The 23,210-nt window shown below is 63.9% G+C and carries 23 protein-coding genes; 19 read left to right on the top strand and 4 right to left on the bottom strand.

Annotated features, from left to right (window positions below):
* Nucleotides 1-57: 57 nt before the first annotated feature.
* Nucleotides 58-1,029, top strand: coding sequence for a tripartite tricarboxylate transporter substrate binding protein BugD (locus tag MTR72_RS17190; RefSeq protein ID WP_280970782.1), 972 nt, complete (start codon nt 58-60; stop codon nt 1,027-1,029).
* Nucleotides 1,030-1,058: 29 nt separating this feature from the next.
* On the opposite strand, the gene MTR72_RS17185 is transcribed toward MTR72_RS17190, so the two are convergent.
* The 3 genes from MTR72_RS17185 to MTR72_RS17175 form a co-directional block, all read right to left on the bottom strand.
* A complete protein-coding gene (locus MTR72_RS17185) occupies nt 1,059-1,445 on the bottom strand; it encodes a response regulator transcription factor (RefSeq protein ID WP_280970783.1) in 387 nt (128 codons plus the stop codon).
* 87 nt (nt 1,446-1,532) lie between these two features.
* Nucleotides 1,533-2,204: a response regulator transcription factor gene (locus tag MTR72_RS17180; RefSeq protein WP_280970784.1), complete on the bottom strand. Its 672-nt coding sequence runs from the start codon at nt 2,202-2,204 to the stop codon at nt 1,533-1,535.
* Nucleotides 2,201-4,636 (bottom strand): PAS domain S-box protein, encoded by a 2,436-nt coding sequence (locus MTR72_RS17175; protein WP_280970785.1) that lies wholly within the window; start codon nt 4,634-4,636, stop codon nt 2,201-2,203. Before MTR72_RS17175 ends, MTR72_RS17180 begins: the two co-directional genes overlap by 4 nt.
* Nucleotides 4,637-5,355: 719 nt before the next feature.
* On the opposite strand from MTR72_RS17175, the gene MTR72_RS17170 reads away from it, so the two are divergent.
* From MTR72_RS17170 to MTR72_RS17160, 3 genes are all read left to right on the top strand, one after another.
* Nucleotides 5,356-5,751, top strand: a complete 396-nt coding sequence (locus MTR72_RS17170; RefSeq protein ID WP_280970786.1) for a hypothetical protein — start codon at nt 5,356-5,358, stop codon at nt 5,749-5,751.
* Nucleotides 5,748-5,936, top strand: a complete 189-nt coding sequence (locus MTR72_RS17165; protein WP_280970787.1) for a hypothetical protein — start codon at nt 5,748-5,750, stop codon at nt 5,934-5,936. The genes MTR72_RS17170 and MTR72_RS17165 overlap by 4 nt, the downstream gene beginning before the upstream one ends.
* A gap of 215 nt (nt 5,937-6,151) precedes the next feature.
* The gene (locus MTR72_RS17160; protein ID WP_280970788.1) at nt 6,152-6,310 is read left to right on the top strand and encodes a hypothetical protein; all 159 of its coding nucleotides are present in this window, start codon (nt 6,152-6,154) and stop codon (nt 6,308-6,310) included.
* An 83-nt stretch (nt 6,311-6,393) separates the two neighbouring features.
* Here the strand turns inward: MTR72_RS17160 and MTR72_RS17155 are convergent, their stop codons facing one another.
* A complete protein-coding gene (locus MTR72_RS17155) occupies nt 6,394-8,598 on the bottom strand; it encodes a lytic transglycosylase domain-containing protein (RefSeq protein WP_280970789.1) in 2,205 nt (734 codons plus the stop codon).
* Between the two features lie 321 nt (nt 8,599-8,919).
* Here MTR72_RS17155 and MTR72_RS17150 point away from each other — a divergent pair, with 321 nt between their 5' ends.
* The 15 genes from MTR72_RS17150 to MTR72_RS17080 all read left to right on the top strand — a co-directional run bounded on the left by MTR72_RS17150 (nt 8,920) and on the right by MTR72_RS17080 (nt 22,009).
* Nucleotides 8,920-10,668, top strand: a complete 1,749-nt coding sequence (locus tag MTR72_RS17150) for an adenylate/guanylate cyclase domain-containing protein (protein ID WP_341510738.1) — start codon at nt 8,920-8,922, stop codon at nt 10,666-10,668.
* Nucleotides 10,669-10,793: 125 nt separating this feature from the next.
* Nucleotides 10,794-10,970 (top strand): hypothetical protein, encoded by a 177-nt coding sequence (locus MTR72_RS17145; RefSeq protein WP_280970790.1) that lies wholly within the window; start codon nt 10,794-10,796, stop codon nt 10,968-10,970.
* 38 nt (nt 10,971-11,008) lie between these two features.
* The gene (locus MTR72_RS17140; RefSeq protein ID WP_280970791.1) at nt 11,009-11,335 is read left to right on the top strand and encodes a hypothetical protein; all 327 of its coding nucleotides are present in this window, start codon (nt 11,009-11,011) and stop codon (nt 11,333-11,335) included.
* An 85-nt stretch (nt 11,336-11,420) separates the two neighbouring features.
* Nucleotides 11,421-11,678, top strand: a complete 258-nt coding sequence (locus tag MTR72_RS17135; RefSeq protein WP_280970792.1) for a hypothetical protein — start codon at nt 11,421-11,423, stop codon at nt 11,676-11,678.
* 146 nt (nt 11,679-11,824) lie between these two features.
* Entirely contained in the window at nt 11,825-12,406 is a 582-nt protein-coding gene (locus tag MTR72_RS17130) for a hypothetical protein (protein WP_341510737.1), read from the top strand.
* Nucleotides 12,403-12,693: a hypothetical protein gene (locus tag MTR72_RS17125; RefSeq protein WP_280970794.1), complete on the top strand. Its 291-nt coding sequence runs from the start codon at nt 12,403-12,405 to the stop codon at nt 12,691-12,693. The genes MTR72_RS17130 and MTR72_RS17125 overlap by 4 nt, the downstream gene beginning before the upstream one ends.
* A gap of 2 nt (nt 12,694-12,695) precedes the next feature.
* A complete protein-coding gene (locus tag MTR72_RS17120; RefSeq protein ID WP_280970795.1) occupies nt 12,696-12,893 on the top strand; it encodes a CbtB domain-containing protein in 198 nt (65 codons plus the stop codon).
* Nucleotides 12,894-12,903: 10 nt separating this feature from the next.
* Nucleotides 12,904-13,668: a CbtA family protein gene (locus MTR72_RS17115; protein WP_280970796.1), complete on the top strand. Its 765-nt coding sequence runs from the start codon at nt 12,904-12,906 to the stop codon at nt 13,666-13,668.
* A 176-nt stretch (nt 13,669-13,844) separates the two neighbouring features.
* Nucleotides 13,845-14,240, top strand: a complete 396-nt coding sequence (locus MTR72_RS17110) for a PepSY domain-containing protein (RefSeq protein WP_341510736.1) — start codon at nt 13,845-13,847, stop codon at nt 14,238-14,240.
* Nucleotides 14,241-14,292: 52 nt separating this feature from the next.
* Nucleotides 14,293-15,240, top strand: a complete 948-nt coding sequence (locus MTR72_RS17105; RefSeq protein ID WP_280970797.1) for a DUF1259 domain-containing protein — start codon at nt 14,293-14,295, stop codon at nt 15,238-15,240.
* A 31-nt stretch (nt 15,241-15,271) separates the two neighbouring features.
* Complete coding sequence (locus tag MTR72_RS17100; RefSeq protein WP_280970798.1) at nt 15,272-16,093, top strand: sulfite exporter TauE/SafE family protein; 822 nt, start codon at nt 15,272-15,274, stop codon at nt 16,091-16,093.
* A 14-nt stretch (nt 16,094-16,107) separates the two neighbouring features.
* On the top strand, nt 16,108-17,001 hold the full coding sequence (locus tag MTR72_RS17095) for a YncE family protein (RefSeq protein ID WP_280970799.1): 894 nt from the start codon (nt 16,108-16,110) through the stop codon (nt 16,999-17,001).
* Nucleotides 17,002-17,254: 253 nt separating this feature from the next.
* Entirely contained in the window at nt 17,255-17,536 is a 282-nt protein-coding gene (locus MTR72_RS17090; protein WP_280970971.1) for a metal-sensing transcriptional repressor, read from the top strand.
* Nucleotides 17,537-17,550: 14 nt separating this feature from the next.
* Nucleotides 17,551-18,771, top strand: coding sequence for an efflux RND transporter periplasmic adaptor subunit (locus MTR72_RS17085; RefSeq protein WP_280970800.1), 1,221 nt, complete (start codon nt 17,551-17,553; stop codon nt 18,769-18,771).
* A gap of 1 nt (nt 18,772) precedes the next feature.
* Nucleotides 18,773-22,009, top strand: coding sequence for an efflux RND transporter permease subunit (locus MTR72_RS17080; protein WP_280970801.1), 3,237 nt, complete (start codon nt 18,773-18,775; stop codon nt 22,007-22,009).
* Nucleotides 22,010-23,210: the final 1,201 nt, after the last annotated feature.

The following is a 23,210-nucleotide window of genomic DNA, read 5'->3' as shown; positions in this document are numbered from 1 at the left end:
CTTCCCCTACGCGGGGAGAGGACAAAAAATAAGAATGACATTGCTGGGGAGACGACAATGAAGAAGGCCGTCTGGGCCGGGCTGATCGGCATTCTCGCGTTGACGGGCGTTGCGCGTGCCGACGATTTTCCCTCACACCCCATCACCATCATCGTGCCGTTCGCGGCCGGCGGCCCCTCGGACGCGATGGCGCGGGTGCTTGCCGAGCGGATGCGGGTGACGCTCGGACAGGCCGTGGTGATCGAGAACGTCACCGGGGCCGGCGGCTCGATCGGCGTCGGCCGTGCCGTGCATTCGCCGCCCGACGGCTACACCATCTCCTTCGGCCATCTCGGCACCCATGTCGCCAACGGCGCCGTCTACAAGCTCAACTACGATTTGGTTGCCGATCTCGAACCGGTGGTGTTGCTGCCGAGCAACCCGATGATCGTCGTCAGCAAAAATGCCGTGCCTGCGACCTCGCTGAAGGACCTGCTGGCCTGGCTCAAATCGCGGCCGTCACCCGCGACCGCCGGCACGGCCGGCGCGGGCTCCGGCAGCCACATAGCCGGCGTCTATTTCGAAAGCGTCACCGGCATCAAGCTGCAATACGTACCGTATCGCGGCACCGGCCCCGCCCTGAACGATCTCATCGCGGGGCAGATCGACATCATCGTCGACCAGACCTCCAACTCGATCAACCAGGTCCGCGCCGGCACCATCCGCGCCTATGCGATCAGCGACGACAAGCGCCTGTCCTCGGCGCCGGAGATTCCGACCGCGGCAGAGGCGGGTCTTAAAGGCTTCAACATGACGCTGTGGTCGGGAATGTGGGTGCCGAAGGGCACGCCGAAGGAGATCGTGACCAAGCTCAACGCCGCGGCGGTGGAAGCGCTGAACGATCCCGCGGTGAAGAAGCAGCTTGAAAACCAGGGCCTGGAGATGACGCCCAAGGATCAGCTCACCCCAGAAGCCCTCGGCGCACGCCAGAAAGCCGAGATCGCAAAATGGTGGCCGATCATCAAGGCCGCCAATATCAAGGTGGATTGAGGCGCCTCGCCAGGGCGAGTGTGGCCGCATCAGATGGCGGCGTCACCGGGCGCCGACAGCGCCGTCTCCAGACATTGAATCAGGGCGGGCGTGGAAAATGGCTTGGCGAGAAAGCAGATCGCGCCGGCTCTCAATGCGCGGTCACGCACGGCATCGTCCGGAAAGGCCGTCACGAAGATGAAGGGCGTGCGGCGGCCGAGGCCGCGCATATGCGTCAACAGATCAACGCCGCTCATGGCCGACATCTGTACATCCGCGATCACGCAGGAGGTCGTGTTGAGTTCGGCCGATTGGAGAAATTCGCGAGCGGAGCCAAAGGTGTAGACCGTGTATCCCCGCGACGTCAGGAGATTGTTCGTCGCAAGGCGGACGGATGGATCATCGTCGACGACAGAAATGATCGAAGGGACTGACAAGAAGATCGCTCCTGATCGGGGAGCCGCCGACCTTGGCGCAGCCGCCCACTGGAAAGTGGGCCCCCGGAGCGAACTTGAAAAGCATACTTAGGTTTGCAGGTTCCCCCTGGTGCGAGAGATCCCGAGTGCCTCCGTCATTCTGACGAGATCGGCCAATGACTTCGCGCCCATCTTCCGCATGATCTGCCCGCGATAGATCTTGACGGTAATCTCCGCCAAGCCAAGCTCGGCAGCGACCTGCTTGTTCATCAGGCCGGACGCGACCAAGGTGAGGACGTCGCGCTGGCGCACTGTCAGGCTTTCGAAGCGGGACCGCACGCCCGAGACCGACTTCTCCGCATCGCGCCGCTTGCGATCCCGTTCGATCGCAGCCTGCACCGCATCCAGCATGTCCTGGTCGCGCACCGGCTTGGTCAGAAAATCGACCGCGCCGCTTTTCATCGCCCTGACGGTCATTGGAATATCGCCATGGCCGGTGATGAAGATGATGGGCGTGTGAATATTGGCCTTGGCGAGGTCCGCCTGGAGGTCGAGGCCGCTTGAGCCCGGTAGGCGGATGTCGAGCACGAGGCAGCTCGGCACCGCCGGCGGTTTGGCGTCCATGATCTCGGCCGCCGAGCCGAAGGCCTCGACCTTGAGGCCGACCGATTGAAAGAGATTGGTGAGTGCGCGACGCATCGACGGATCGTCGTCGACAATCAGGACGATCGGACCATCGGCGCTCGCCTGCGTCTGGGTCGGCTTGGGGTGGTCGATCACGACGTGTCCTCGTGCGGCAAGGGCAGGGCGATCTGGAATGTTGCACCGCCTCCGTCGTTGGGAAAGGCCGAAAGCCGACCTGCATGAGCCTCGATGATCGATCTGCAGATCGAGAGCCCCATCCCCAGGCCGCCTGATTTGGTGGTGAAGAAGGGCGTGAAGATGCGGTCCGCTACGTCCTTGCCAAGACCGACACCGCAATCCGTCACGGTGAGGAGCAGCCGGCCGTCGCCGTCATCGCTCGCCCGGCTGGAGCGGATCGTCAGCTCGCGCGGGCGGTCGACATTGGTTTGCATGGCTTCGATGCCGTTCATCACCAGGTTGATCAGCACCTGCTGGAGCTGAATCCGGTCGCCGCAAATGCTGGGCAGGTCGGACGTCAACTCCATTCGCACCGACACAGCATGGGTGGCGAGCTCGCGCCGAACGAGGGCCACCGCCTCCCTGACGACCTGGTTGATGTCGAGTGGACCCACTTCGATCTCGGTCTTCTTCGCAAGTGCCCTGATCCGGCGGATCACCTCGCTGGCCCGATTGGCATCCTCGACGATCCATTCCGCGGAACGGCGCGCAGCCTTCAGATCAGCAGGTTGGCGGCCGAGCCAGCCGATGCAGGCGTCCGCATTGGAGATCACGGCGGCAATAGGCTGGGTGATTTCATGGGCAATCGAGGCCGTGAGCTCGCCGAGCGTCGTGACGCGCGTGACGTGGGTAAGCTCGGCTTGCGCTCTGCGCAGCGCTTCTTCGGCCTGCTCGGCGCGGATCGCCGCCGTTACGTCGGTGCTGACGCCACGATAGCCGAGAAAATTGCCGCTCGCGTCATGGAAGGGCTTGCCGCTGGTGCGCACGTAGATTGGAGATCCGTTGCGATCCTTGCTGTGGTAGATCAGGTCGCGGAACGGAAGGTGGGCATCGAGCGCCGCGCGATGCTGCTCCCACTTCTCCGGCTCGAGCTCGGCATCGGGAGGAATGTCCCAACGGGTCAGGCCGATCAAACCCGTCGGCGGGGCGGTGGACGTATCGGTGTGTTCCGATATCCGCGTGATGCGGTGGTCCGGGCCGGTCTCCCAAAACCAGTCCGATGCGGTTTCGGCGTAGTCGCGGAATCGTTGCTCGGATGTCTTGAGCTCGTCGAATGCCCTTTGTAGCGCTTCCTTGGCGGCGACCTGCTCGGTGACGTCCACATGTGTGCCGATGATTTCCATCACTTCGCCGTCGCTCCCTATGACGGGATGCCCCTCGGTATGGACACGTCTGATCGAGCCGTCCGGGCGCGCAATGCGAAAGTCGACTTCGAAGGGCTTCTTTTCCCGGATTGCCTGGGCTTCCACCTCGACAATTCGTCGAAAGTCCTCGGGCAGGATACGTTGCTGGAAAGCCCGCGCCGGTAGATCGATCTGGTCCGGCTCGAATCCAAACAGGCGGTACAGTTCAGCCGACCGGTAGGCGAACTCCTGACGGCGCACGTCCCAGGCCCAGCTACTTGTGTGGCTGAGCCGTTGGGCCTCGGCCAAATAGGCCTCGCTGCGACGCAGCCTCTGTTCCGCCTCCTTTGCAACCGTGACATCGGTGACAGCCCCGACGAACTCGATGCGCCCGGACGCATGTCGCACCGCGCGCGCCACGGAGTGCAGATATTTGACGGATCCATCCGGCATCAGCAGGCGATATTCGTGGTCGAAATCCTCTGCTTCGCGGTAAGCCCGATCAAGCGTCCTTCGGACCGTGTCGCGATCTTCGGGATGGATGCGCTGAAAGACGAAGTTCAGGGTCGGCTTTGTCGCCGGGTCGCATTGGAAGATGCGAAAGGTCTCCCTTGACCAGACGGCCTCGCCTGTCGCGAGGCTCAAGCCGAAGCTGCCGGTGCGGCTCAATTCCTGTGCCTGGGCGAGGTAGGCCTCGCTCTGCCGGAGCGCATCCTCCGCTTCCTTGCGCTGGGTGATGTTCTCGCAGGCGACCAGCACGATCGGCGTGCCGTCGCCGCGCAGCATCGCCTTGGCGTTTTCACGGACCCAGAGCACCGAACCGTCCTTCCGGAACTTGCGAATCTCCCAGGTATGCGACTGGTCCACGGTTTCCAGGCACAACGCGATGCACCGACGGACGGCGTCGTGGTCCTCCTCGAAGAAGACGTTCAGCACGGATTGGCCGATTAGCTCGGGCGCCGTGTAGCCGAGCTGTGCGGCGCCGAACGTATTCACGTTGAGCACGGTTCCGGCCGGATCGACCATGAAGTACATGACCGGATTGTGCTCGAACACCTCGCGCCACTGCTTCACGGCGTCGCGCAGATCGCTGATGTCCTGCCGCGGATCATCTCCGACCGCGGGCTTGTCCTTCTCGCCATTGCCGAATGATCGAAGCGCCGCGAGGCCGCCGAGCAGCAATTGTGCGGCCGAATTCCCAAATTTTGCGATCTGGCCAGGCATCATCGCAGGCGTCCCGGCGCGCATGGTCGATGTGAGTAGAGCACTTTGGAACAAGGGGAGCAATTCTCCTTCTGACCAAAGCCGGGCTTTGCGTCCGTTTCGCGGGCACCGTGCAGCCTGCGAGCGTTGCGCCGTCTCGTTGCGCGAGGTCGGCAAAAGCTCCGGAGTACTACGGAACAAACCTACGTATAGCTCGCCCATCCCTAGTTCTAGCGCGCATTTACCTCCGTACAATTGAGCGAGCGGTTGCGCGGGGAATAGTCTTGCGGCCAATCGAGAGGAGTCGATTTGCGGAGCACAAATTGCCGAGAAGCTCGGTGTGCTGCACCCAAAGAGCCGGGCTCCGCCTCCGCCGCCCTGACTTCCCGGATGAATTGGCGGGGCACGATTGAGAAGCCGCATTTTCCGTGACGACCGTGGTGACCGCGCATTTGCGCACAAGGAAGCCAGGACCCCCGAGAGGTCAAAGGAGAGGACAATGTGCGATAGGTCTGAACACTCCGAGCGCCGCGCTGACTCCAAAGGCTGCGCCGTCTGTGGCGGGAAGTTTGGTCTGATCCGATACTATTCCTGGAAAGCGCCGCTCTGCTCGAGGAAATGTCTCGACCACTTCAGGGCGCGTCGCGAGCGCGACCGCCGCTGGCTGTTCCGATTTCAGGCGGCGTGAGGATCGGCCGCCGGATGTGGTCCATTCGGCAGACTCTGAATCGGGAGGTCGTGCGGTGCGCCGTGCTTGCAAGCTCCTCTTGGTCATGATGCTTTCGCTTCCGTCGATGACGGCGGTGGAGGCTGAGGAGGCTGGGCAGGACGGCGCACATCGTCACCATCCGCCGCAGGATCTACTGCTGCACGAGAAGTTCTATTCGGGCTGGCACATGCCCGACAATCCAGCGCTGAGCTGCTGCAACGACGCGGATTGCTACCCGACCGAGATACGGTACGTCGACGGCAGGATCTACGCGCGCCGCCGGGAAGACGGGAAATACATCCTCATCCCGCCCCAGAAGGTTGAACGCAACAGAGACAATCCCGACGGCCGCAATCATCTTTGCGCGCCGCCGCCGTCCGCCTCGATGGTCGATACGGTCTACTGCTTCGCGCTGGGAGGTGCCACGTGAGGTTCATACTGGTGAATGGCAGGACGCCGTTTCGCAAGACGTTCTGCCTGTGGTGCTGCGAGGAGATCAGCGGCGGCTATCTGCGCGACGTCCGAACATCGCTGCCCTACTGCGACCACGCATGCTACGCGCGTCATCACGAAGCGGTGTCGTCGATCGGGGAGCGCGCGCGAGCGGCGTCTTGAGCAGGTTGCGGCGAGACGATCGGTGCATGCACCTTTCGGCAGGAAAGGACACGGCGTTGAGATTCATGCTCGTCAATCAGGAATGTCCCCGCCATGGCGCAGCCTGCAGTGCGTGCGCCCAGCCGCTGGGGTCGAGCTACGTACGGCATGTATCCAAGCAAGAGCGGTATTGCGACTACGATTGCTACCGTCGATATCACCAGACGGCCATCGACATGCTTTGGCCCTATCGCAGCTCGCTCGAAGCGATCACGGTGCTGGCGGCGATTTCGGGCTGGAGCTGCATGATGCACATGGGCGCGCTCTCGCGCTCGCTGACCGAGGCATATCTGCGCACGCACGACCTTCTGACCAGGGAAGGAGGTGACGGCTAGCCGAATGATGCGCGCCGCGCAGAGCCGTCGGCCGCAGTCACCGCGTCCAGCGTCGCGCCGCGTCCAGCCCCGGCGGTGCACGCCTAGGGCGCGGGGGCTGCGGCCGATGCCGTCGGGGCCGCGCTCACTTCGTGCGTCGGGACGCGCTGCTCGGACTTCGCTGTCGCAACGCCAATGCCCTCGAACCGCTGGCGATAGACCTGCACGTTCTCCATCACGCGCTGCACGTAGTTGCGCGTCTCAGACAGCGGAATGCGCTCGACCCAGTCGACCGGATCGACATTGGGGTCGCGCGGATCGCCATGCGCCTGCACCCAGTCGCGCACCCGGCCGCGGCCGGCATTGTAGCCGGCGAAGGTCATGATCTGGTTGCCGCGATACTCCGACAGAAGCGCGCTGAGCTCGGCCGCGCCCATCTGCGTGTTATAGACGGGATCGGAGACCATGCGGTCCCAGTCGTAGCTCACCCCGAAGCGCTTGGCCGTGTCGCGCCCCGCCTCCGGCGTCACCTGCATCAGGCCGACCGCGTTAGCGGGCGACTTGTCGCGCTGGTCGAAGGAGCTTTCTGTGCGCACCACCGAGTAGATCACGCTTTGCTCGATCTCGGGCGCGATCTGCTTGTGCGCGGGGATTCCGATGGTCGGGAAGGCGTAATGGTCAAGCGCCAGCCCGCGTGCCAGCGCCGACTTGCCGATCTCGAGCATTGCGTGGGCGTCGTTGTGCCGGCCAGCGAGCTCGCCGAGCCCCTCGAGGGCGGCTACGTCGCTGCTCTGCTCGGCGAAATCGCCGACGAAATAGAACGCGACGTCGCGCTCGCCGATGGCGTAGAGCATGTCGGCCGCGCGCACGCGCTCGTCTGCGGGCGGTGTGTCGGCCGAGGCCAGTACGGGCGAGGGCGCGCGCAGCTCGATCCGGTGGAGGCCGAGCTTGGCGCGGGCGAGCTGACCGTAATAGGCGGTCGAATAACGCGCCGCCGCCTGATAGCTCTGGCGGGCATCGGCCGTCGCGCCCATCGCCTCGGCGGCGCGGCCGCGCCAGTAATGGGCCCGCGACAGCGCGATCGGATTGACCGAGCCTTCGTCGATCGAGGCGAAGTGCGCCATCGCTGTTTTGGGGTCGTCGAGATAACGTAGTGCGATCCAGCCGCACATGAAGTGGTAGTCGATGCGATAGACCTCCTTTTCCGGCACTGCGGCCGTGCGCACCACGTCATAGGCGGTCCTGGACTTGCCCTGGTCGAGCAGCTTGCGCGCCAGAAGGCGCCGCTCGCGCCACCAGGCGTCGGTATCCTGGGCCGCCATGGTGGCGGGCGCGGCTGCGAGGATCACCTCGGCCGCATCATCGATGTGGTCCTTCTGCAGGTGCCACTGCGCGCGGCACAGCACGTAGCCGAGATCGCGGCGCGTTTCAGTCGCCACGTCGTCGAGATAGTCCTTGGCCTTGTTCGCCTTGCCGGTGACCGCTGCGCAGGCCTTGACGATCGCAAGCTCGTCGCTGCCGAGCCGCTTGGCCGCGCGCTTCGCGCCGGCGTAGTCCTTGGCCCCCAAGCGCTTGTCCATGCGTGCGCGATGGTCGTCCGCGGTCAGGAGATCGCCGAACGCCTCATAGGCATCCTCTTCGCTGCGCTCGGACAGTTCGTCGGTGCGCCAGGCACTGCGGACAAGGATTTGCGCGCGGTCGCGATCGCCCTCGGCAAGCAGCACGCGGGCGAGCGCAAATTTGCCCTTGGCGCTGGTTGGCCGGTCCATCGTGAATTTGTGCACGGTGGCCGCAGCGCTCTTGTCCTGCCAGAGCCGCGCTTCCGCGCGCCGGCGCATCAGCGCGCTGCTCGGCCAGTCCGGATTGGCGGCAATGAAGGCTGCGTAGCGGTCGAAATTCGCCGTGGTCTCGGAGTGGCGCAGGATGAACCATTCCGCGAGCTTCTGCCCCGCGGGGTCGGTGATCCGGTCGCGCGCCGCGGTAGCGTCGCCGGTCTTGCCCTTGCGCGCGAGGTCGATTGCATCCTTCAGCGCGGCGAGGTCGCCGGTGAGGGGCGGTGCCGTCGGCTTGTCCGAGGGCTCATCGTCGTCCGGCTTCTTCGACCTGCGTTTGGCTTCGGCCTGTTTGCCGTGCCGCGCCTTGCCCGCTGCGGCATGGCGCTGCTTGCCAGCCTTGTTGCCAGACTTGGCTTCATGCGTTTTCTTCGGTGCGGATGATTTGTGACTGCCTCTCGCCGTTGCCTCGGTCGAGATCAGAGCAAGCGCGGCAATGGCGAGGGCACACGCGAGCGAGCGTAGGCACTGGTTCATTCGATGGTCCCCCTGCGAAACCACTACAAACCAAGGTCCGCGATCGGATGCGGCTTGAGACTCAGAAGCGATGCGGCAGTGATGATAGGGCATCGTTTCGCGCCGGTCACGCTCACGCAACATTGCGGCAAAAAACGGATGGAACGAGCGGGAACTTTTCCGGTGGAGGGGAAGGACTTCGATTTGGTCTTGCCGCACGCACCAGTTGCGCCGCTTCAGCGCGCCCGCCGCCCGCTTTCGCGGTCAGATTGCACGTGTTCCCACGGTCAAATCCGGTGTATTGAGGTTCCCGAGCCGTTCTTCAGCCCTTTGCTTGCACTTATGCCGATATTCAACCAGTCGATCCGGCGCAAGATCGTCGGTATCGCCCTCGGACTGATCATCCTGATGCTGGTCACCGCGATCCTGTCGATGGTGATGTCGAGCCGCGTCGGTCATCTCCTGGATGAGCTGACCAACCGCTACATTCCCGCCTATGGCCACCTCGCGCGTGCCAATATCCATTCGCTGGAGCGGGCGCTGGCGCTACGACGCATGGTGATCGTCAGGATGCAGACGCCCTCGGATGAGGAGGCCTATGCAGCGCGCCTTCGCGAGTTCCGGGACGAGGACAGCAAGATCGCGGCGGAGGCGGAAGCAGCGCGGAAACTGATCCTCGCGATCATCGACGATCCCAGCACGCCCTCGGACAATGCCGCACTGGCGCGCATCGAGACCCGGGTCGAAAACGCGGTCACAGAACTTCGCCGCGAACTCGAGCAGGACCACGCCAAGCTGCTCAGGCTGCTCGACGCCAAGGACGTGAACAAGGATATGGCGGAGGCGCGAGCGACGCTTGCGCATATCGATACGCTCCGCGACCTCTTCACCCAGCGCATCGACGCCGTCCGCGCCGACATGCTGTCACAGGTTTTCGCGAGTACCGCGCAGGTGATCCGCCACCAGCATCAGGCGATCATCATCTCCGGCATCGTGACGGCGCTCGCGGCGATCGTCGGGCTTGCCTTTGCGCTCCTAGTGTCCAGCGGTATCACGCGGCCGGTGCGACTGTTGCTCGCCGGTACCCGCGAGGTCGAGGCGGGTCGCTTCGACAAGCCCATCACCGTCTCGACCCAGGACGAGATCGGTGAGCTTGCCCGCGCCTTCAACCGCATGATCGAGCAGTTGCGCCAGAACGAGCGCATCCGCGAGACCTTCGGCCGCTACATCGATCCCAAGGTGGTGCAGGGGCTGATTGACCGGCCGGAGGTCGCCATCGACGGCCAGCGCCGCGTGATGACGATCATGTTCTGCGACATGAGCGGCTTCACCTCGATGAGCGAGGGCATGACCCCGCGCGGCCTCGTCAAGGTCATGAACCACTACTTCACGGTGATGTCCGGCCCGATCCGAAACAATCGCGGCATCATCGACAAATATATCGGCGATGCCATCATGGCCTATTGGGGCCCGCCCTTCATCGAGGATGCGGAGCAGGCCGAACTTGCTTGCCTTGCCGCCATCGACATGGCCGACCAGGTGCCCGGGCTTCAGAAGCAGTTGCCGGACCTGCTCGGCATTCGCGCCATGCCGGCGCCATGCGACTTGCGCATCGGCATCGCCACCGGCGAGGTTTTGACCGGCAGCATCGGCTCCGATCTGATGATGAGCTTCACCGTGATGGGCGACGCGGTGAACCTCGCCTCGCGGCTGGAGGCCGTCAACAAGGCTTACGGTACCCGCATCCTGATCTCGCAGACGACGGCGGATGCGATCGGGTCGCGCTGCGAGCTGCGCGAGGTCGACCGTCTCGTCGTCGTGGGCCAGAGCATTCCGCAAGCCGTCTTCGAGGTGCTGGGAAGAGCCGGCGCGCTGACCGAGGCGCAGACCAGCCTGCGGGCCCGCTATGCCGAGGGCCTTGCCGCCTATCGCACGCGCCGTTTCGACGATGCGCGCGCCGCCTTCAATGCCGCCTTGGAGAGCGTCCCCGGCGATGGCCCGTCACGTACCATGCTCGCTCGCATCGCGCAGTTTGAGGCCAAGCCGCCGTCCGCCGATTGGGACGGTGCCTGGCGAATGGACAGCAAATAGTCCTTCGCGCCGGCCGGCGCTGCCTGCGCCGGGAAAAATTGATGCTACCTAATAACGATGTTGGCAGTGACCTATTTCCCGGGCTTAGGTTTAGTGTCCTTGTTGCGTAAAATGGGGACACGGCGATGACAGAGCATCAGGACAGGCTGGAACGCTTCGAGACACTCACCGCCGAATGCGAGTTGATCGCCAAGCTCGCCACCGATAGCGCCAAGCGCGAATTTTACCTCAAGCTCGCGGGACACTACTACCAGCTCGCGAACGACATGCGGCAGGTCATCGCGAGCAAGGCCGCGGCCTGACGCCGGCAATCCGTTTTTAACATTTGGCGCGCATCCTCATGGATGCGGAGCGTCGTGATTTGCGACTGCTCCCGGTGGGAATGCCGGGGTTGTTGCCACATGGCGTGCGCCCCGAGGACGTCGCTTTTGCCAGTGTCTCACAGGGCGATCCCATGCGGCTTTCTGCGGTCATCTTCCTTGCGCTCATGACGGCGGCTTGCGAGCCCGAGCAAGACGTCACAGGTTCGACAGCGGCATGCCCGGTGCGGAACTACAGCTCCTACAATCCGCGCGACATGGCACAATGCGTGAACGCCTGCAAGGCATGCGACCACGGCACCACGGTCACCTGCACGACGTCCTGCACGCTCAAGGGCGCGCACTGAGCCGCAGGCCCACCGTGAAGGCTGATTCCGGAACGATTCACGCGAGTTAATCATTGGGGAGGCGGGCAGGCCGGAGGCTTTCAAGATGGGTATGCTCGATCCCGGTCGGTTCCTGGTGTCCTGCGCGCATTGCGAAGCCTGGCCGATGGCGGCCAATGTCAAGCAGTCGAGCTGGTCGGCGTCGCCGCACGAAGTTCGCTTCGTTTGCCCGCGCTGCCACCGCGAGGAGACCGCGATCATCTCGGCATCCGGCGAGCTGACTCCGGTCCGGCGGCTCGATGCTCCGCCCCGCGACGTTGAGATGGCGTGGGCCCAGGCTCAGCGTCCGAGAGGGCGGACCTGAGCTGCTGCGCTCTCGGTCACGGTGCAGCGCAGCCGCGTCGTCTCGCGCGTCGACGTAGTCTTGGGAAAGCTGCGTCGCTCGGCTTCGCCGTCAATCCCTGTCGCACCTCGGCAAATGTGCTAAGACGTCCGGCAAGGAGATCGTTCATGGCTCTCGACATCCTGCCGGTTCACGCCGACCGTTGCCGTATGTGTCCGGTCGAGCCGCGCCATGCGGCGCTGTTCTGCTTTGCGCTGCTGACCGTATCGTGCGCGCTCGCGAGCTTTGCGCTGGCCTGCGCGACACCGTTCGCGGCCTTCGCCGTGGTGGCGGCGGCGATGCTGCCGCTGCGTCCGGCGCTGCTGGTCGTCACCGGCGCTTGGCTCGTCAATCAGACCATCGGCTTCGGCGCACTGCACTATCCCGTCGATGCCAGCACCATCGCCTGGGGTTTTGTTGTCGGCGCCGCCGCGCTCGCTGCTACAGCCGTCTCGTCGGCCGTTCTCCGCGTGCTGCCGCCGAACCGCACGCCGCTGGCATTGACGCTCACGCTCGCTTGCGCTTATTCCGCCTATGAGCTCGCGCTGTTTGCCGTCACGCCGTTCCTCGGCGGGGAGATGGCTTTTACTGCTGCCATCGTGACGCGGCTTGGGTTGCTGAGCGCCGTCTGGCTGATCAGTCTCGTTGCGGCCTGCGAAATCGTCCGCCTGCTCAATCAGCTCGGGCAGCAACGCGCGATCTCGACTTGAACGACGAGGTGCACTGGCGCGCCGACATCACCTCCCTGGTCTTTCCGGTCCGGGGGCATGGCGCTATTTGCGCCGTGCATCGGGGCGCGTTCCGGACGCTGCTCGGCGCCGAGCCCGCGGTCGAGGATTGCCTCGGCTATTTCCGGCGCTTTGAGGGGGCTTTCCGGGCCGCCGCTGGTGCCAAGATCGCCCGCAAGGGCATTCCGGCGGGCACGAGCGTGCATCTTACCAGTCGCGACATCGCCCGGAAGCTGCTAGAAGACGCCCAAATCGCAAGTGGAGAATAGCTATGAGCCAATCCCAGCTCACGAATGCCCAGGTTACGCATCTGCCGGTCGCGGCCGTGCAGGTGGGACGGCTTTCGCAAGCCCTGATGGCCATGGTGCTAGGCCTCTTCGTCGTCGGCGTCGTGGGCTTTTCCCACATCGATGTCATCCACAATGCTGCGCACGACGTGCGCCATTCGAACGCTTTCCCCTGCCACTGACCGGGGTGGCATGGGCACGTTTCGCTCGATCGTCTTCTCGTCGGTCATTGCCGGTTTCATCGTTGGTCTCATCGTCACGGCGGTCCAGCAGTTCGGCACCGTCCCCCTGATCCTGAAGGCCGAGGTCTTCGAGAAGGCCGCGGAGACGCACCAGCATGAGGCTGCTGCGGCGCCGCAAGCGGCCGCGACCGGCCATGATCACGCGGGGCACAGCCACGCCGACCATGACCACGGGGCCGGGGCCTGGGAGCCGCGCGAGGGCCTCGAGCGCAACGCCTACACGGCGGCCGCCAATGTGCTGACCGCGATCGGCTTCGCACTGCTTCTGGCGGGCTTCTTCGCTGTCCGCAGTGGAGCGATCGGCGAGAGCATCTCCTGGCACGAAGGTCTGATGTGGGGATTGGCTGGCTTTGCCGTGTTCACGATCGCGCCCGGCCTCGGCCTGCCACCGGAACTGCCGGGCGTGCCGTCCGCACCGCTGCTGTCGCGCCAGATCTGGTGGCTGACCGCCGTGCTGGCAACGGCTGCGGGCCTTGCGATGATCGTCTTCCGCCGCTCGGTGCCTGCGGCAATCGCCGGCGTGATCCTGCTGACGTTGCCACATTTGATCGGCGCGCCCGAGCTGGAACACGTCGAGACCAACGTGCCGAGCTCGCTGTCGCATCAGTTCATGGTCGCGGTGACGCTCACCAGTCTGGTTTTCTGGAGCCTGTTAGGTTCGTTGACGAGCGCGCTCTTCGCGCGTTTCGATCGTGGAGCGGAGCTGAGCGCCTAAATCGGGCGGGCTTCACGTCCAGCAAACTGAAAAGGTGCGGCTCGGTTCCTTGCCCATCGTGAACGCGCGCGGGTTGACATCGCGCGCGGCGGATATTTAATTCGCGCGACGGGGAAAGCGATCTCCCCGCGAGGCGACATGCCGAAGAATCGCGTCCTGATCACGAAGGACGCAGCATGTCTACATACAGCTCAGTTTTTCCCGACAAGCTTTCCCGACCGATCGGTGTCACCACCAGCGCGCCGACGATGATCGACGCCGTTGATCCGCGCCGTGTGGGCCGCGGAAACCGGCGATCGAACGAACTTCACCTGGGGCAGAGAGTTACAACCAGGAGAACAATCATGCGCAAACGGGTCATTTCTTCTGCCGCCATGTTGCTCGCGATTGCGGCCGGACCGGCGCAAGCCCTGACCAAAGAGGAGCTTGTCGCCAAGATTCAGGCCGCCGGCTATTCGGAGGTCAGCGACATCAAGTCGACCGCTGAAGGCATGGTCGTCCGGGCGGTGAAGGACGGCAAGCAAGTCCGGCTCGTCGTCGACAGCAGCGGCCAGATCAAGCCGCAGAAATGAGTGTGTGCGAGGTCTGCAAGAGCCTCCGAAATCCAATTCAAGGAGCAGAACAATGCGCAGCAGAATCTCAGCGTTGATTGCCGCCAGCGCTTGCCTCTTGGCCCTCGGCACGACCGCGTACATCGCCGATTGGCGCAAGTTCGCCGAAGCATTCGTTTCGACGGCGCAAGCCGCGCCGGATGTCGACTGGCAAAAGGTCGATGAGGCGTTGGGCAGAAAACCCGCCGTCAGCGGCGACGTGCATCGCTACGGGTTTGCGCGGTCCGATCTTACCGTGACGCTCGACGGCGTGACAATCAAGCCGGCACTCGCGCTCGGCGGCTGGGTCGCATTCAAACCGGCCCACGACGGCGTGATGGCCATGGGCGATCTGGTCCTGCTGGAATCCGAGATCAGTCCGGTGATGACAAAGATGATTGCGAGCGGGATCGAGATCACCGCGGTGCATAACCACCTGCTGCGGGCAAACCCCGCAACATTCTACATGCATATCCTGGGACACGGCGATCCGGCCAAGCTCGCCTCGGCAATCCGCGATGCGCTTGCCGAGAGCAAGACCCCGCTGACGGCTGCGGCACCGGCCAATCCGCCGCCTGCGGTCGATCTCGACACGGCGCAGCTCGATCAGATCATCGGTGTCAAAGGACAGGCCAATGGCGGCGTCTATCAATTCAACGTGCCACGGCGAGATCCCATCACCGAAGACGGCATGGCGCTGACCCCGGTCGGGCCGATGGGCGTTGCAATAGGCATCAACTTCCAGCCGACCGGCGCCGGCAAAGCCGCAATCACCGGCGACTTCATCCTGACGGGTGAGGAGGTGAACCCGGTGATCACCGCATTGCGGACAAACGGGATCGAGGTGACGGCGCTGCACAGCCACATGCTGAACGAGCAGCCACGGATGTTCTTCATGCATTTCTGGGCGAACGACGACGCAATCAAGCTCGCCAAGGGCCTGCGCGCCGCGCTCGACAAGACTGCGAGCACGAAGGGCTGACGGCCGGCACGGCAGTATAAATTGATGCAGTTTGGGGATCCGCGACCTCCCCATCAGATGGGTATCCATCCAAGCGTTCGCCGCCTCGTTTCGGGGGAGCGATCCTATGGACGAACTCGTCTTCGTTGTCTTTGCTCTGGCCGCCCTGGTCGGCGGTTTCGTCAGCGGCTTTTCCGGCTTTGCCATGGGCCTCGTCGTGTCAGGCGTATGGCTGCACATCATCACGCCGGTTCAAACCGCCACCTTGATTGCCGGCTATGGTCTGCTCACGCAGGGTTATGGTGTCCTCAAGCTGCGGCATGTCCTCGACTTGCGAAAGGCGTGGCCACTCGCACTCGGGACCGTCGTCGGCGTACCCATCGGCGTCGGCATTCTGACCTACCTCAATCCCGCTTACCTTCGATTTGGGGTCGGGGTCCTGCTGATTGCCTATGCGATCTACGGACTGCTCCGGCCCGCGTTCGCTCCGATGAAGATCGGAACCGGGGCCGATATCGCGATCGGCCTGTCGAACGGTTTGCTTGGCGGCTTGACCGGGCTCGGCGGCGTGATCTCGACGATCTCCTGCCAATGGCGGGGCTGGTCCAAGGACGTGCAGCGTGCGGTGTTTCAGCCGGTGCTGTTCTCGGCATTCGTGGTGATCTCGCTGTCTCAAGCAGCCGCCGGCACCATTACCAGGGACACGTTGGCGCTCTACGCGCTCGGCGTCCCTTTTATGATCGCCGGCCTTTGGTCCGGCTTCAGGCTATTCGGAAAGATTGACGACGAGACGTTCCGCAAGACCGTGTTGGTGCTTCTGTTGTTCTCGGGACTGTCGTTGATCGTCTCCGTGTCGCCGTTTGTTTCCCGCTAGCTGACGAGGCGAGCATGCCCCTGACGACTTTTGGCGTTGTCCCCATACCCAACGGTTTGGACAGCGACTTCGATCACGCCGCGTTCGATTCCAAGACCCGTCGCGTCTTCATTGCTCACACGGCGCGCGATTGCATCGAAGTCGTCGACCATGATGCGCAGAAGCACATTGCGACGCTTCCGGGATTTCCGGCGATCGCCGGTGCCGTCGCCGATGACGGCGATATCCTGACGACCAATCGCGGTGCCGCGACAATCACGTGGATGGATGCCAACACTTATGACATCAAGGGCGTCTTCCCATCGGGGCCGCGGCCGAACGGCGCGGCGCTCGTCAAGCGATCGGGTATCGGCATAGCCGCCTGCATCGGCGATGCCCATCAAGGCCCGACACTGCAGGTCATCAATTTGAGGGAGGTGACACAGCGGGCGATCGATCTGCCGGGCAGGCCGCGCTGGTGCGTCACCGACGCGAACGCCCAGCGTGTGTTCCTTTGCATCCGCGAACCGTCGATGATCCTGACGGCGCGATTGCCCGGCTTGGACGACATCGTCCATTGGCCGCTGCCGTCCGGGGGCGCGCATGGTCTCGATATCGATCATGCGCGCAATCGTCTCTACGCGGCCTGCGATGGCGGCGATCTGGTCGAAGTCGACAGCACATCCGGGCAAGTCACCAACATATGGCCGATTGCCGGACCGCCTGACGTAACGTTCTTCAACCCGGCGACCGGCCGCGTGCATGTGGCGATCGGTGACCCCGGCGTGATCGAGACGATCGATCCGAGGACCGGAAGCAGAATGCAGACGGTCACGGCGGAGGGTGCGCATACTACGGCGATCGTGGCGCCCGACCGGCTTTACGTGATCTCGCCCAGGCATGGTGGCGTCCTGGTGCTGGCCGATTAGGGCATATTGTCGCTGCGCGCTGAGGCGCCCGCTCGAAACGCATTACGAAAGGAGTTGGTGCAAGCCCGCCGACCCAGTGCAAATGCTGACCAGGACGATCAAAGCCACTGAAACGTAGGGCGCAAGGTGGCGAAGCGACTGAAGCCGCCCCAGTGCCTCGGCTAAGTGCCGCGAAGGTCAACTTCGGTGGAGGAGTCGCAGCTCCGCCCAATCCGGATTAGAGTATCCCCTCCTAGAGGATAGGATGAGCAGGATGACGGAACAGCACGTCCACGAAAGCCACGGCCAGATCGTCAAGCGCCTAAAGCGCGCGGAGGGGCACCTTCGCCGCGTCATCGAGATGTTCGACGACGGCCGATCCTGCCTGGACCTCGCCCAGCAGCTTCACGCGGTCGAGAAAGCGATCACGGAAGCGAAGCGGACGCTCATCCACGATCACGTCGACAACTGCCTCGACGTCGCGGCCAACGGCGGCTCCTCGAAGCCGACCAAGAACGTGCTCGCCGAGTTCAAGGCGATCTCGCGCTACCTCTGACCGGAAGTCGGCCGATGTCCTCTCGAAAGTTCATTTGGACGCTGGGTCTCGCCGTCGTCGTCGCAGCGGGCGCGCTCGCGGCCTGGGGACCGGGCGTATCGGCGCTGCGCAAGACGGTGGGCCTGGCCGCGGCGGAGCCGCCGCAGCACTCGAAATCGCAGGCGGAGGAGCGGAAGTCCATCATCCGGATGGACGACGAGCGGATCGCGTTGGCCAAGATCGAGCAGGCCAAGGCTGTGCCAGCGACGATGGCGACGAGATTGTCGGTCCCGGCCGTCATCGCACCGGACGCCGACCGCGTCGCCCATGTGTCGGTGAAGCTGTCCGGAACCGTCGCCGAGCTCCGCAAGAACATTGGAGACGAGGTCGAGAAGGGCCAGGTTCTCGGAGCGCTGGAGAGCCGGGAAGTGGCCGACGCGAAGAGCGAATACATGGCCGCCCGACTGTCGAATGACCTGCAGCAGGATCTGGCAGCCCGCGACAAGGCTGCCTGGGACGGTAGCAAGGCGATACCCGAGCAGCAGTACATCAGGTCGCGCAACGCCGCATCGCAGACGGCGATGCGTCTCGACATCGCCCGGCAAAAGCTGCTCGCGCTCGGGGTCGACGAAAGCGAGATTACCGCGATCCCACAGGCGCCCGAGGGGACGCTGAGACTTCAGAACGTCCGTGCGCCGATCTCCGGAAGGGTGGTGGAACGCAAGGTTGAACTCGGGACCGCCGTCGGGAGGGACAACCTCGAGACCGAGCTCTTCGTCATCATCGACCTCAGCCGGGTCTGGGTCGAGATGACGGTTAATTCCTCCGATCTGCCGGCGGTCCGCGAAGGGCAGAGCGTCGCAGTGTCCATTCGTGGCGCAAGCGGCGTCGGGACGGGCAAGATCATCTTCGTCAGCCCACTGCTCGACAAGGAAACGCGGGCCGCACGCGTCGTGGCGGTCCTGGATAATCCGGATCGGTTCTGGCGGCCCGGCTCGTTCGTGACGGCGGCCATTGCCGTGGAGTCGCGCCAGGTCCCGGTGGTGGTGCCGGTGACCGCCATCCAGACCGTGGATGGGCGGAAGGTCGTATTCGTGCGGACCTCCGACGGCTTCGAGAAGCGGGACGTGGTGCTCGGTCGCCGGGACGATGGGATGGTCGAAGTGACGTCCGGGCTTGCCGCCGGCGAAACGATCGCGGCTTCGAATACTTTTCCATTGAAGGCCGAGCTCTCCAAGCCGGGCGACGAGGACTGAGATGATCGCGCGTATCGTCGATTTCTCCGTCAGGCGTCGCTGGCTCGTTCTTCTGGTGGTGCTGGTTGCCGCGGCGTCCGGCGTGTGGTCGTTGACCAGACTGCCGATCGACGCGGTTCCCGACGTGACCAACGTCCAGGTGCAGGTGAACGCCGTGGCGCCGGCGCTGACCCCGGTCGAGATCGAGAAACAGGTCACGGTCACCCTTGAGACGGCCTTGGCCGGCATACCCGGCCTGGAGTCGACGCGATCCTTCTCGCGGAACGGTTTCGCGCAGGTGACCATCGTCTTCGTCGACGGCACGAACATCTACTTCGCGCGGCAGCTCGTCGCCGAACGCATCAACGACGCCAAATCCTCGCTGCCGCCGGGCGTCGAGGTGAAGATGGGGCCGGTCTCGACCGGTCTAGGCGAAATTTATTGGTGGGCCGTAGAGTACGAAAAGCCCGGCGCCACCGCGGTCGTGCGTGATGGCGAGCCCGGCTGGCAGAGCGACGGCAGTTATCTCACCCCCGAGGGCGAGCGATTGGCCGACGATTTTCGCCGGACGGTCTACCTCAGGACGGTACAGGACTGGATCGTCCGTCCGCAGATGAAGACCGTGCCTGGGGTGGCAGGCGCCGATGCGATCGGCGGTTTCGTAAAGCAGTATCAGGTGCAGCCGGATCCCGTGAAGCTCGTCGGCTACGGTCTCTCCTTCAAGCAAGTCATCGAGGCGATCGAAGCCAACAACGCCAGCAGGGGCGCCAACTACATCGAGCAGAACGGCGAGGGTTATGTAGTCCGCGCCGCCGGGCGCGTCGAGAACGTCGAGGACATCGGACAGATAGTGGTCTCGACCCGCAACGGCGTGCCGGTGCGGATCAGGGACATGGCCGAAGTCACCATCGGGAAGGAGCTGAGAACCGGAAGCGCCAGCGTTGATGGCCGCGAGGTCGTGCTTGGAACGGCCCTGATGCTGATCGGCGGGAATAGCCGCACCGTTGCCGCTGCGGCGGACGCCAAGATCAAGGAGATCAGCAAGATGCTTCCCCCGGGCATCCACGCTCGGACGGTGCTCAACCGTACGCAGCTCGTTGACGCCACGATCCGCACCGTCGCGACCAACCTGGCGGAAGGCGCGCTGCTAGTGATCGCCGTGCTGTTTTTGATGCTTGGCAACTTCCGGGCGGCCCTGATCACCGCCTGCGTCATTCCGGTCACCATGTTGTTGACGGCGACGGGAATGCTGCGGGGGCACATCAGCGCGAACCTGATGAGCCTTGGCGCGCTCGATTTCGGCTTGATCGTCGACGGCGCGGTGATCATCTGCGAGAACAGTCTCCGGCACCTCGCCGAACGGCAGGTCACCTTGGGGCGCACCCTGACGCGTAACGAACGACTCAAGACGGTCACCGATTCAGCGGTCGAGATGATCCGACCGACCGTCTACGGCCAGCTCATTATCATCCTCGTCTACGTCCCGCTGCTCGCCTTCACCGGCGTAGAGGGCAAGACCTTCGAGCCCATGGCCCTCACGGTGATGATCGCGCTGGCCACGGCCTTCGTGGTCTCCCTTACCTTCGTCCCCGCTGCAACTGCGATCGCCCTGACCAGGCCGGTGAGGGAGAACGAGAACTTTGTGGTTCGGTGGCTGAAGAACGCGTACGCGCCGATCCTGTCGCGTAGCATCGCAAATACCGGCCTGGTCGTCGCATCGGCTGCCGTCCTATTTGCCGCATCGCTCGTCGTATTCTCCCGCCTTGGTCAGGAATTCACGCCGACGCTCGACGAGAAAAACATCGTCATGGAGGTGAAGCGCGTGCCGAGTACGGCGCTGGCGCAGGCTCAGGCCATGCAGCTCGAGATCGAGAAGGTGATCAGCAAGTTCCCGCAGGTCGCGTTCGTCTTCTCGCGCACTGGCACGCCGGACCTGGCAGCCGATCCGATGCCGCCGAGCGCGTCCGACACTTACATCATCGTCAAGCCGCAAAGCGAATGGCCGGACCCGTCGATGACGAAGGACGATCTGATCCGAGAGATCGAGGCGGAGGCGACCAAGATGCCCGGAAACAAGGTCGGCTTCTCGCAACCGATCGAGATGCGCTTCAACGAGCTCATCGCCGGCGTCCGCGAGGATCTCGGCATCAAGGTGTTCGGCGATGATTTCACCGAGATGCAGCGCACGGCGTCCCGCATCGCGGACGTCCTGAGAAAGATCGAGGGCGCCGAAAGCGTGAAAGTCGAAGAAACCAGCGGGCTGCCGTTCCTGGAGATCCGGATCGACAAGGCTGAGATCGCGTGGCGGGGCCTCAATCTCGCAGACGTCCAGGACCTGATCGAGACTGCCGTCGGCGGGCGCGCGGCGGGGCTGGTGTTCGAGGGAGACCGGCGCTTCCATATCGTAGTCCGGCTGAACGACGCGCTGCGCGGCGACATCTCCGCGCTCGAAAGCCTCCCGGTGCCGTTGCCGCATTCGAACCCGAACGCGCCTGCGCCAACGGTGCCCTTGCGGGCTGTCGCAACGTTTGACCAGACCGAAGGGGCCAACCAGATCAGTCGCGAGAACGGCAAGCGGCGCGTCGTCACGACAGCCGAGGTCCGCGGGCGGGACATCGGATCGCTGGTCACTGAGGCCCAAGCGAAAGTCGGGGAAGAGGTGAAGTTGCCGCCGGGGAGCTACTTGGCATGGGGCGGACAGTTCGAGAGCTTCTCGGTCGCGCGCCAGCGGCTAACCATCGTCGTCCCAGCATGCTTCGCGATGATCTTCCTACTTCTCTTCGGGGCAGTGGGATCGGCGCGCGATGCGCTCGTCGTCTTCAGTGCCGTACCGCTCGCGTTGACCGGCGGGATCGCCGCGTTGTGGCTGCGGGGTATGCCGTTTTCGATATCTGCCGCGGTCGGCTTCATTGCCTTGTCCGGAGTCGCCGTGCTCAACGGTCTGGTCATGTTGACCCAGATACGGTCGCTGATCGACGGAGGTGTGCCACTTGCTCAGGCAATACGCGACGGAGCCCTGACGCGCTTCCGTCCCGTCGTCATGACGGCGCTGGTGGCATCGCTCGGCTTCGTGCCGATGGCGCTTGCGACTGGGACCGGCGCCGAGGTGCAGAAGCCGCTTGCCACCGTCGTCATCGGCGGCTTGTTAACCGCCACAGTGCTGACGCTAGTCGTGTTGCCAGCACTCTATGCGAGGTTCGCGGAGCGGGCCGCGAACCATTCCACCGGATCGAGAGGTATCCAGCGAGCTGCCGAATAAAGGTTTTTGATCTGCCCGACGGGCAAAACACTTGATGCTTTCCGACGACTGGCCGTTGTCAAGCCTGCGTCGCGAAAGGATTCCGCTTTACCGAAATTCGGATTTGTCGTATGTGTTGGCCATCCCGGCTCACCAAGAGGGGCGATCGTACGTCGTCGCGATTTCGCGGGCCGGGTTGCGGTGGACGCGGCAGCGTCGGCACGAGAGGCGCGGGCAGGGCGGGTCGTCCCTGTGAGCCCGAGGGCAGCGTGCAGACGAGCGGCGCTGTAAGGTTCGTCTCGCCAACATTTCGATGGCTACGTGCACGACGCCGTCGAACCCTGTGGCGATCGGCGAACGCGCGTACGGCAAAACCGGGTGGTCCTGGCCGTCGTTGCTACGGTCAAGCTCTCGCGGAGGTGCACGCGAGCCCAACCGGGCGGACGGCACCGTCAATTCGCGGAGTGAGGGAGGCCAGAAGGAAATCGGCTCCCGGGAGAGCGCGGCATAAGCCGTCAACCCACTGCGCAGGGAAGGCCGTGTGTTGGGCTTCACCTGTCTGCCGCTGTGCATCTCCTTTGCGCTACATGCGCACAGCGGATCTTTCGGGTGCCAGCCGGCATCCGGCCTTCCCTGCGCCCTCTTGGCTAAAAGGGGGTGGCAAGACGAAGCAAAGCTCGGGCGAAATCCGCCGCGAGAAGGCGAAGGTGTGTCTGCGATTTGAAATGTGATTTGGACTAGTCGAGACCCCGCACCTTCTCCGTCATTGCGAGCGCAGCGAAGCAATCCAGAACCCCACCGCGGCAGCAGTCTGGATTGCTTCGCTGCGCTCGCAATGACGACGTGGAGACAGGTGCACGTCACAACCTTGGTCGTCATGCCCGGGACTTTCCTCGGACATCCACATCTACCCTCACGCAGGGCGGTGCGTGGATGGCCGACAAGCCCGACCATGACAGTGGAGAGGGACAGCAGCAGCGACTCAGTTCATGTGCGTCCGATCATCGCGACGGACACAGGCGCGCAGACGCCGTCACGAAATCTGAGATTGTGGATCGGTCTCGCTCGAGAGGTATGTCAGTAAGCCTGTCCGTGTCTTGCGAGCCACGATCGTGCTATCCATGCAACAGTTTCTTGCGATTTAGCCCTCACCGCAGTCCGTTCGCATCAGCGCCGCTTTTTGGCCACACCCTAACATGAATAAAATCCCTCTAATGTTTTA

Source organism: Bradyrhizobium sp. ISRA442 (genome assembly GCF_038085055.1).
GTDB lineage: Bacteria > Pseudomonadota > Alphaproteobacteria > Rhizobiales > Xanthobacteraceae > Bradyrhizobium.
The sequence above is the reverse complement of the archived record's forward strand: the minus strand, read 5'-3'. Positions and strand labels throughout refer to the sequence as shown.

Coding starts and splice junctions, on each gene's coding strand:
- MTR72_RS17150 (WP_341510738.1), top strand. CDS start 8,920: ATGCCGATATTCAACCAGTCGATCCGGCGCAAGATCGTCGGTATCGCC.
- MTR72_RS17155 (WP_280970789.1), bottom strand. CDS start 8,598: ATGAACCAGTGCCTACGCTCGCTCGCGTGTGCCCTCGCCATTGCCGCG.
- MTR72_RS17090 (WP_280970971.1), top strand. CDS start 17,255: ATGACGGAACAGCACGTCCACGAAAGCCACGGCCAGATCGTCAAGCGC.
- MTR72_RS17175 (WP_280970785.1), bottom strand. CDS start 4,636: ATGATGCCTGGCCAGATCGCAAAATTTGGGAATTCGGCCGCACAATTG.
- MTR72_RS17110 (WP_341510736.1), top strand. CDS start 13,845: ATGTCTACATACAGCTCAGTTTTTCCCGACAAGCTTTCCCGACCGATC.
- MTR72_RS17115 (WP_280970796.1), top strand. CDS start 12,904: ATGGGCACGTTTCGCTCGATCGTCTTCTCGTCGGTCATTGCCGGTTTC.
- MTR72_RS17140 (WP_280970791.1), top strand. CDS start 11,009: ATGGATGCGGAGCGTCGTGATTTGCGACTGCTCCCGGTGGGAATGCCG.
- MTR72_RS17135 (WP_280970792.1), top strand. CDS start 11,421: ATGGGTATGCTCGATCCCGGTCGGTTCCTGGTGTCCTGCGCGCATTGC.
- MTR72_RS17080 (WP_280970801.1), top strand. CDS start 18,773: ATGATCGCGCGTATCGTCGATTTCTCCGTCAGGCGTCGCTGGCTCGTT.
- MTR72_RS17160 (WP_280970788.1), top strand. CDS start 6,152: ATGCTTTGGCCCTATCGCAGCTCGCTCGAAGCGATCACGGTGCTGGCG.
- MTR72_RS17145 (WP_280970790.1), top strand. CDS start 10,794: ATGACAGAGCATCAGGACAGGCTGGAACGCTTCGAGACACTCACCGCC.
- MTR72_RS17095 (WP_280970799.1), top strand. CDS start 16,108: ATGCCCCTGACGACTTTTGGCGTTGTCCCCATACCCAACGGTTTGGAC.
- MTR72_RS17085 (WP_280970800.1), top strand. CDS start 17,551: ATGTCCTCTCGAAAGTTCATTTGGACGCTGGGTCTCGCCGTCGTCGTC.
- MTR72_RS17120 (WP_280970795.1), top strand. CDS start 12,696: ATGAGCCAATCCCAGCTCACGAATGCCCAGGTTACGCATCTGCCGGTC.
- MTR72_RS17105 (WP_280970797.1), top strand. CDS start 14,293: ATGCGCAGCAGAATCTCAGCGTTGATTGCCGCCAGCGCTTGCCTCTTG.
- MTR72_RS17190 (WP_280970782.1), top strand. CDS start 58: ATGAAGAAGGCCGTCTGGGCCGGGCTGATCGGCATTCTCGCGTTGACG.
- MTR72_RS17130 (WP_341510737.1), top strand. CDS start 11,825: ATGGCTCTCGACATCCTGCCGGTTCACGCCGACCGTTGCCGTATGTGT.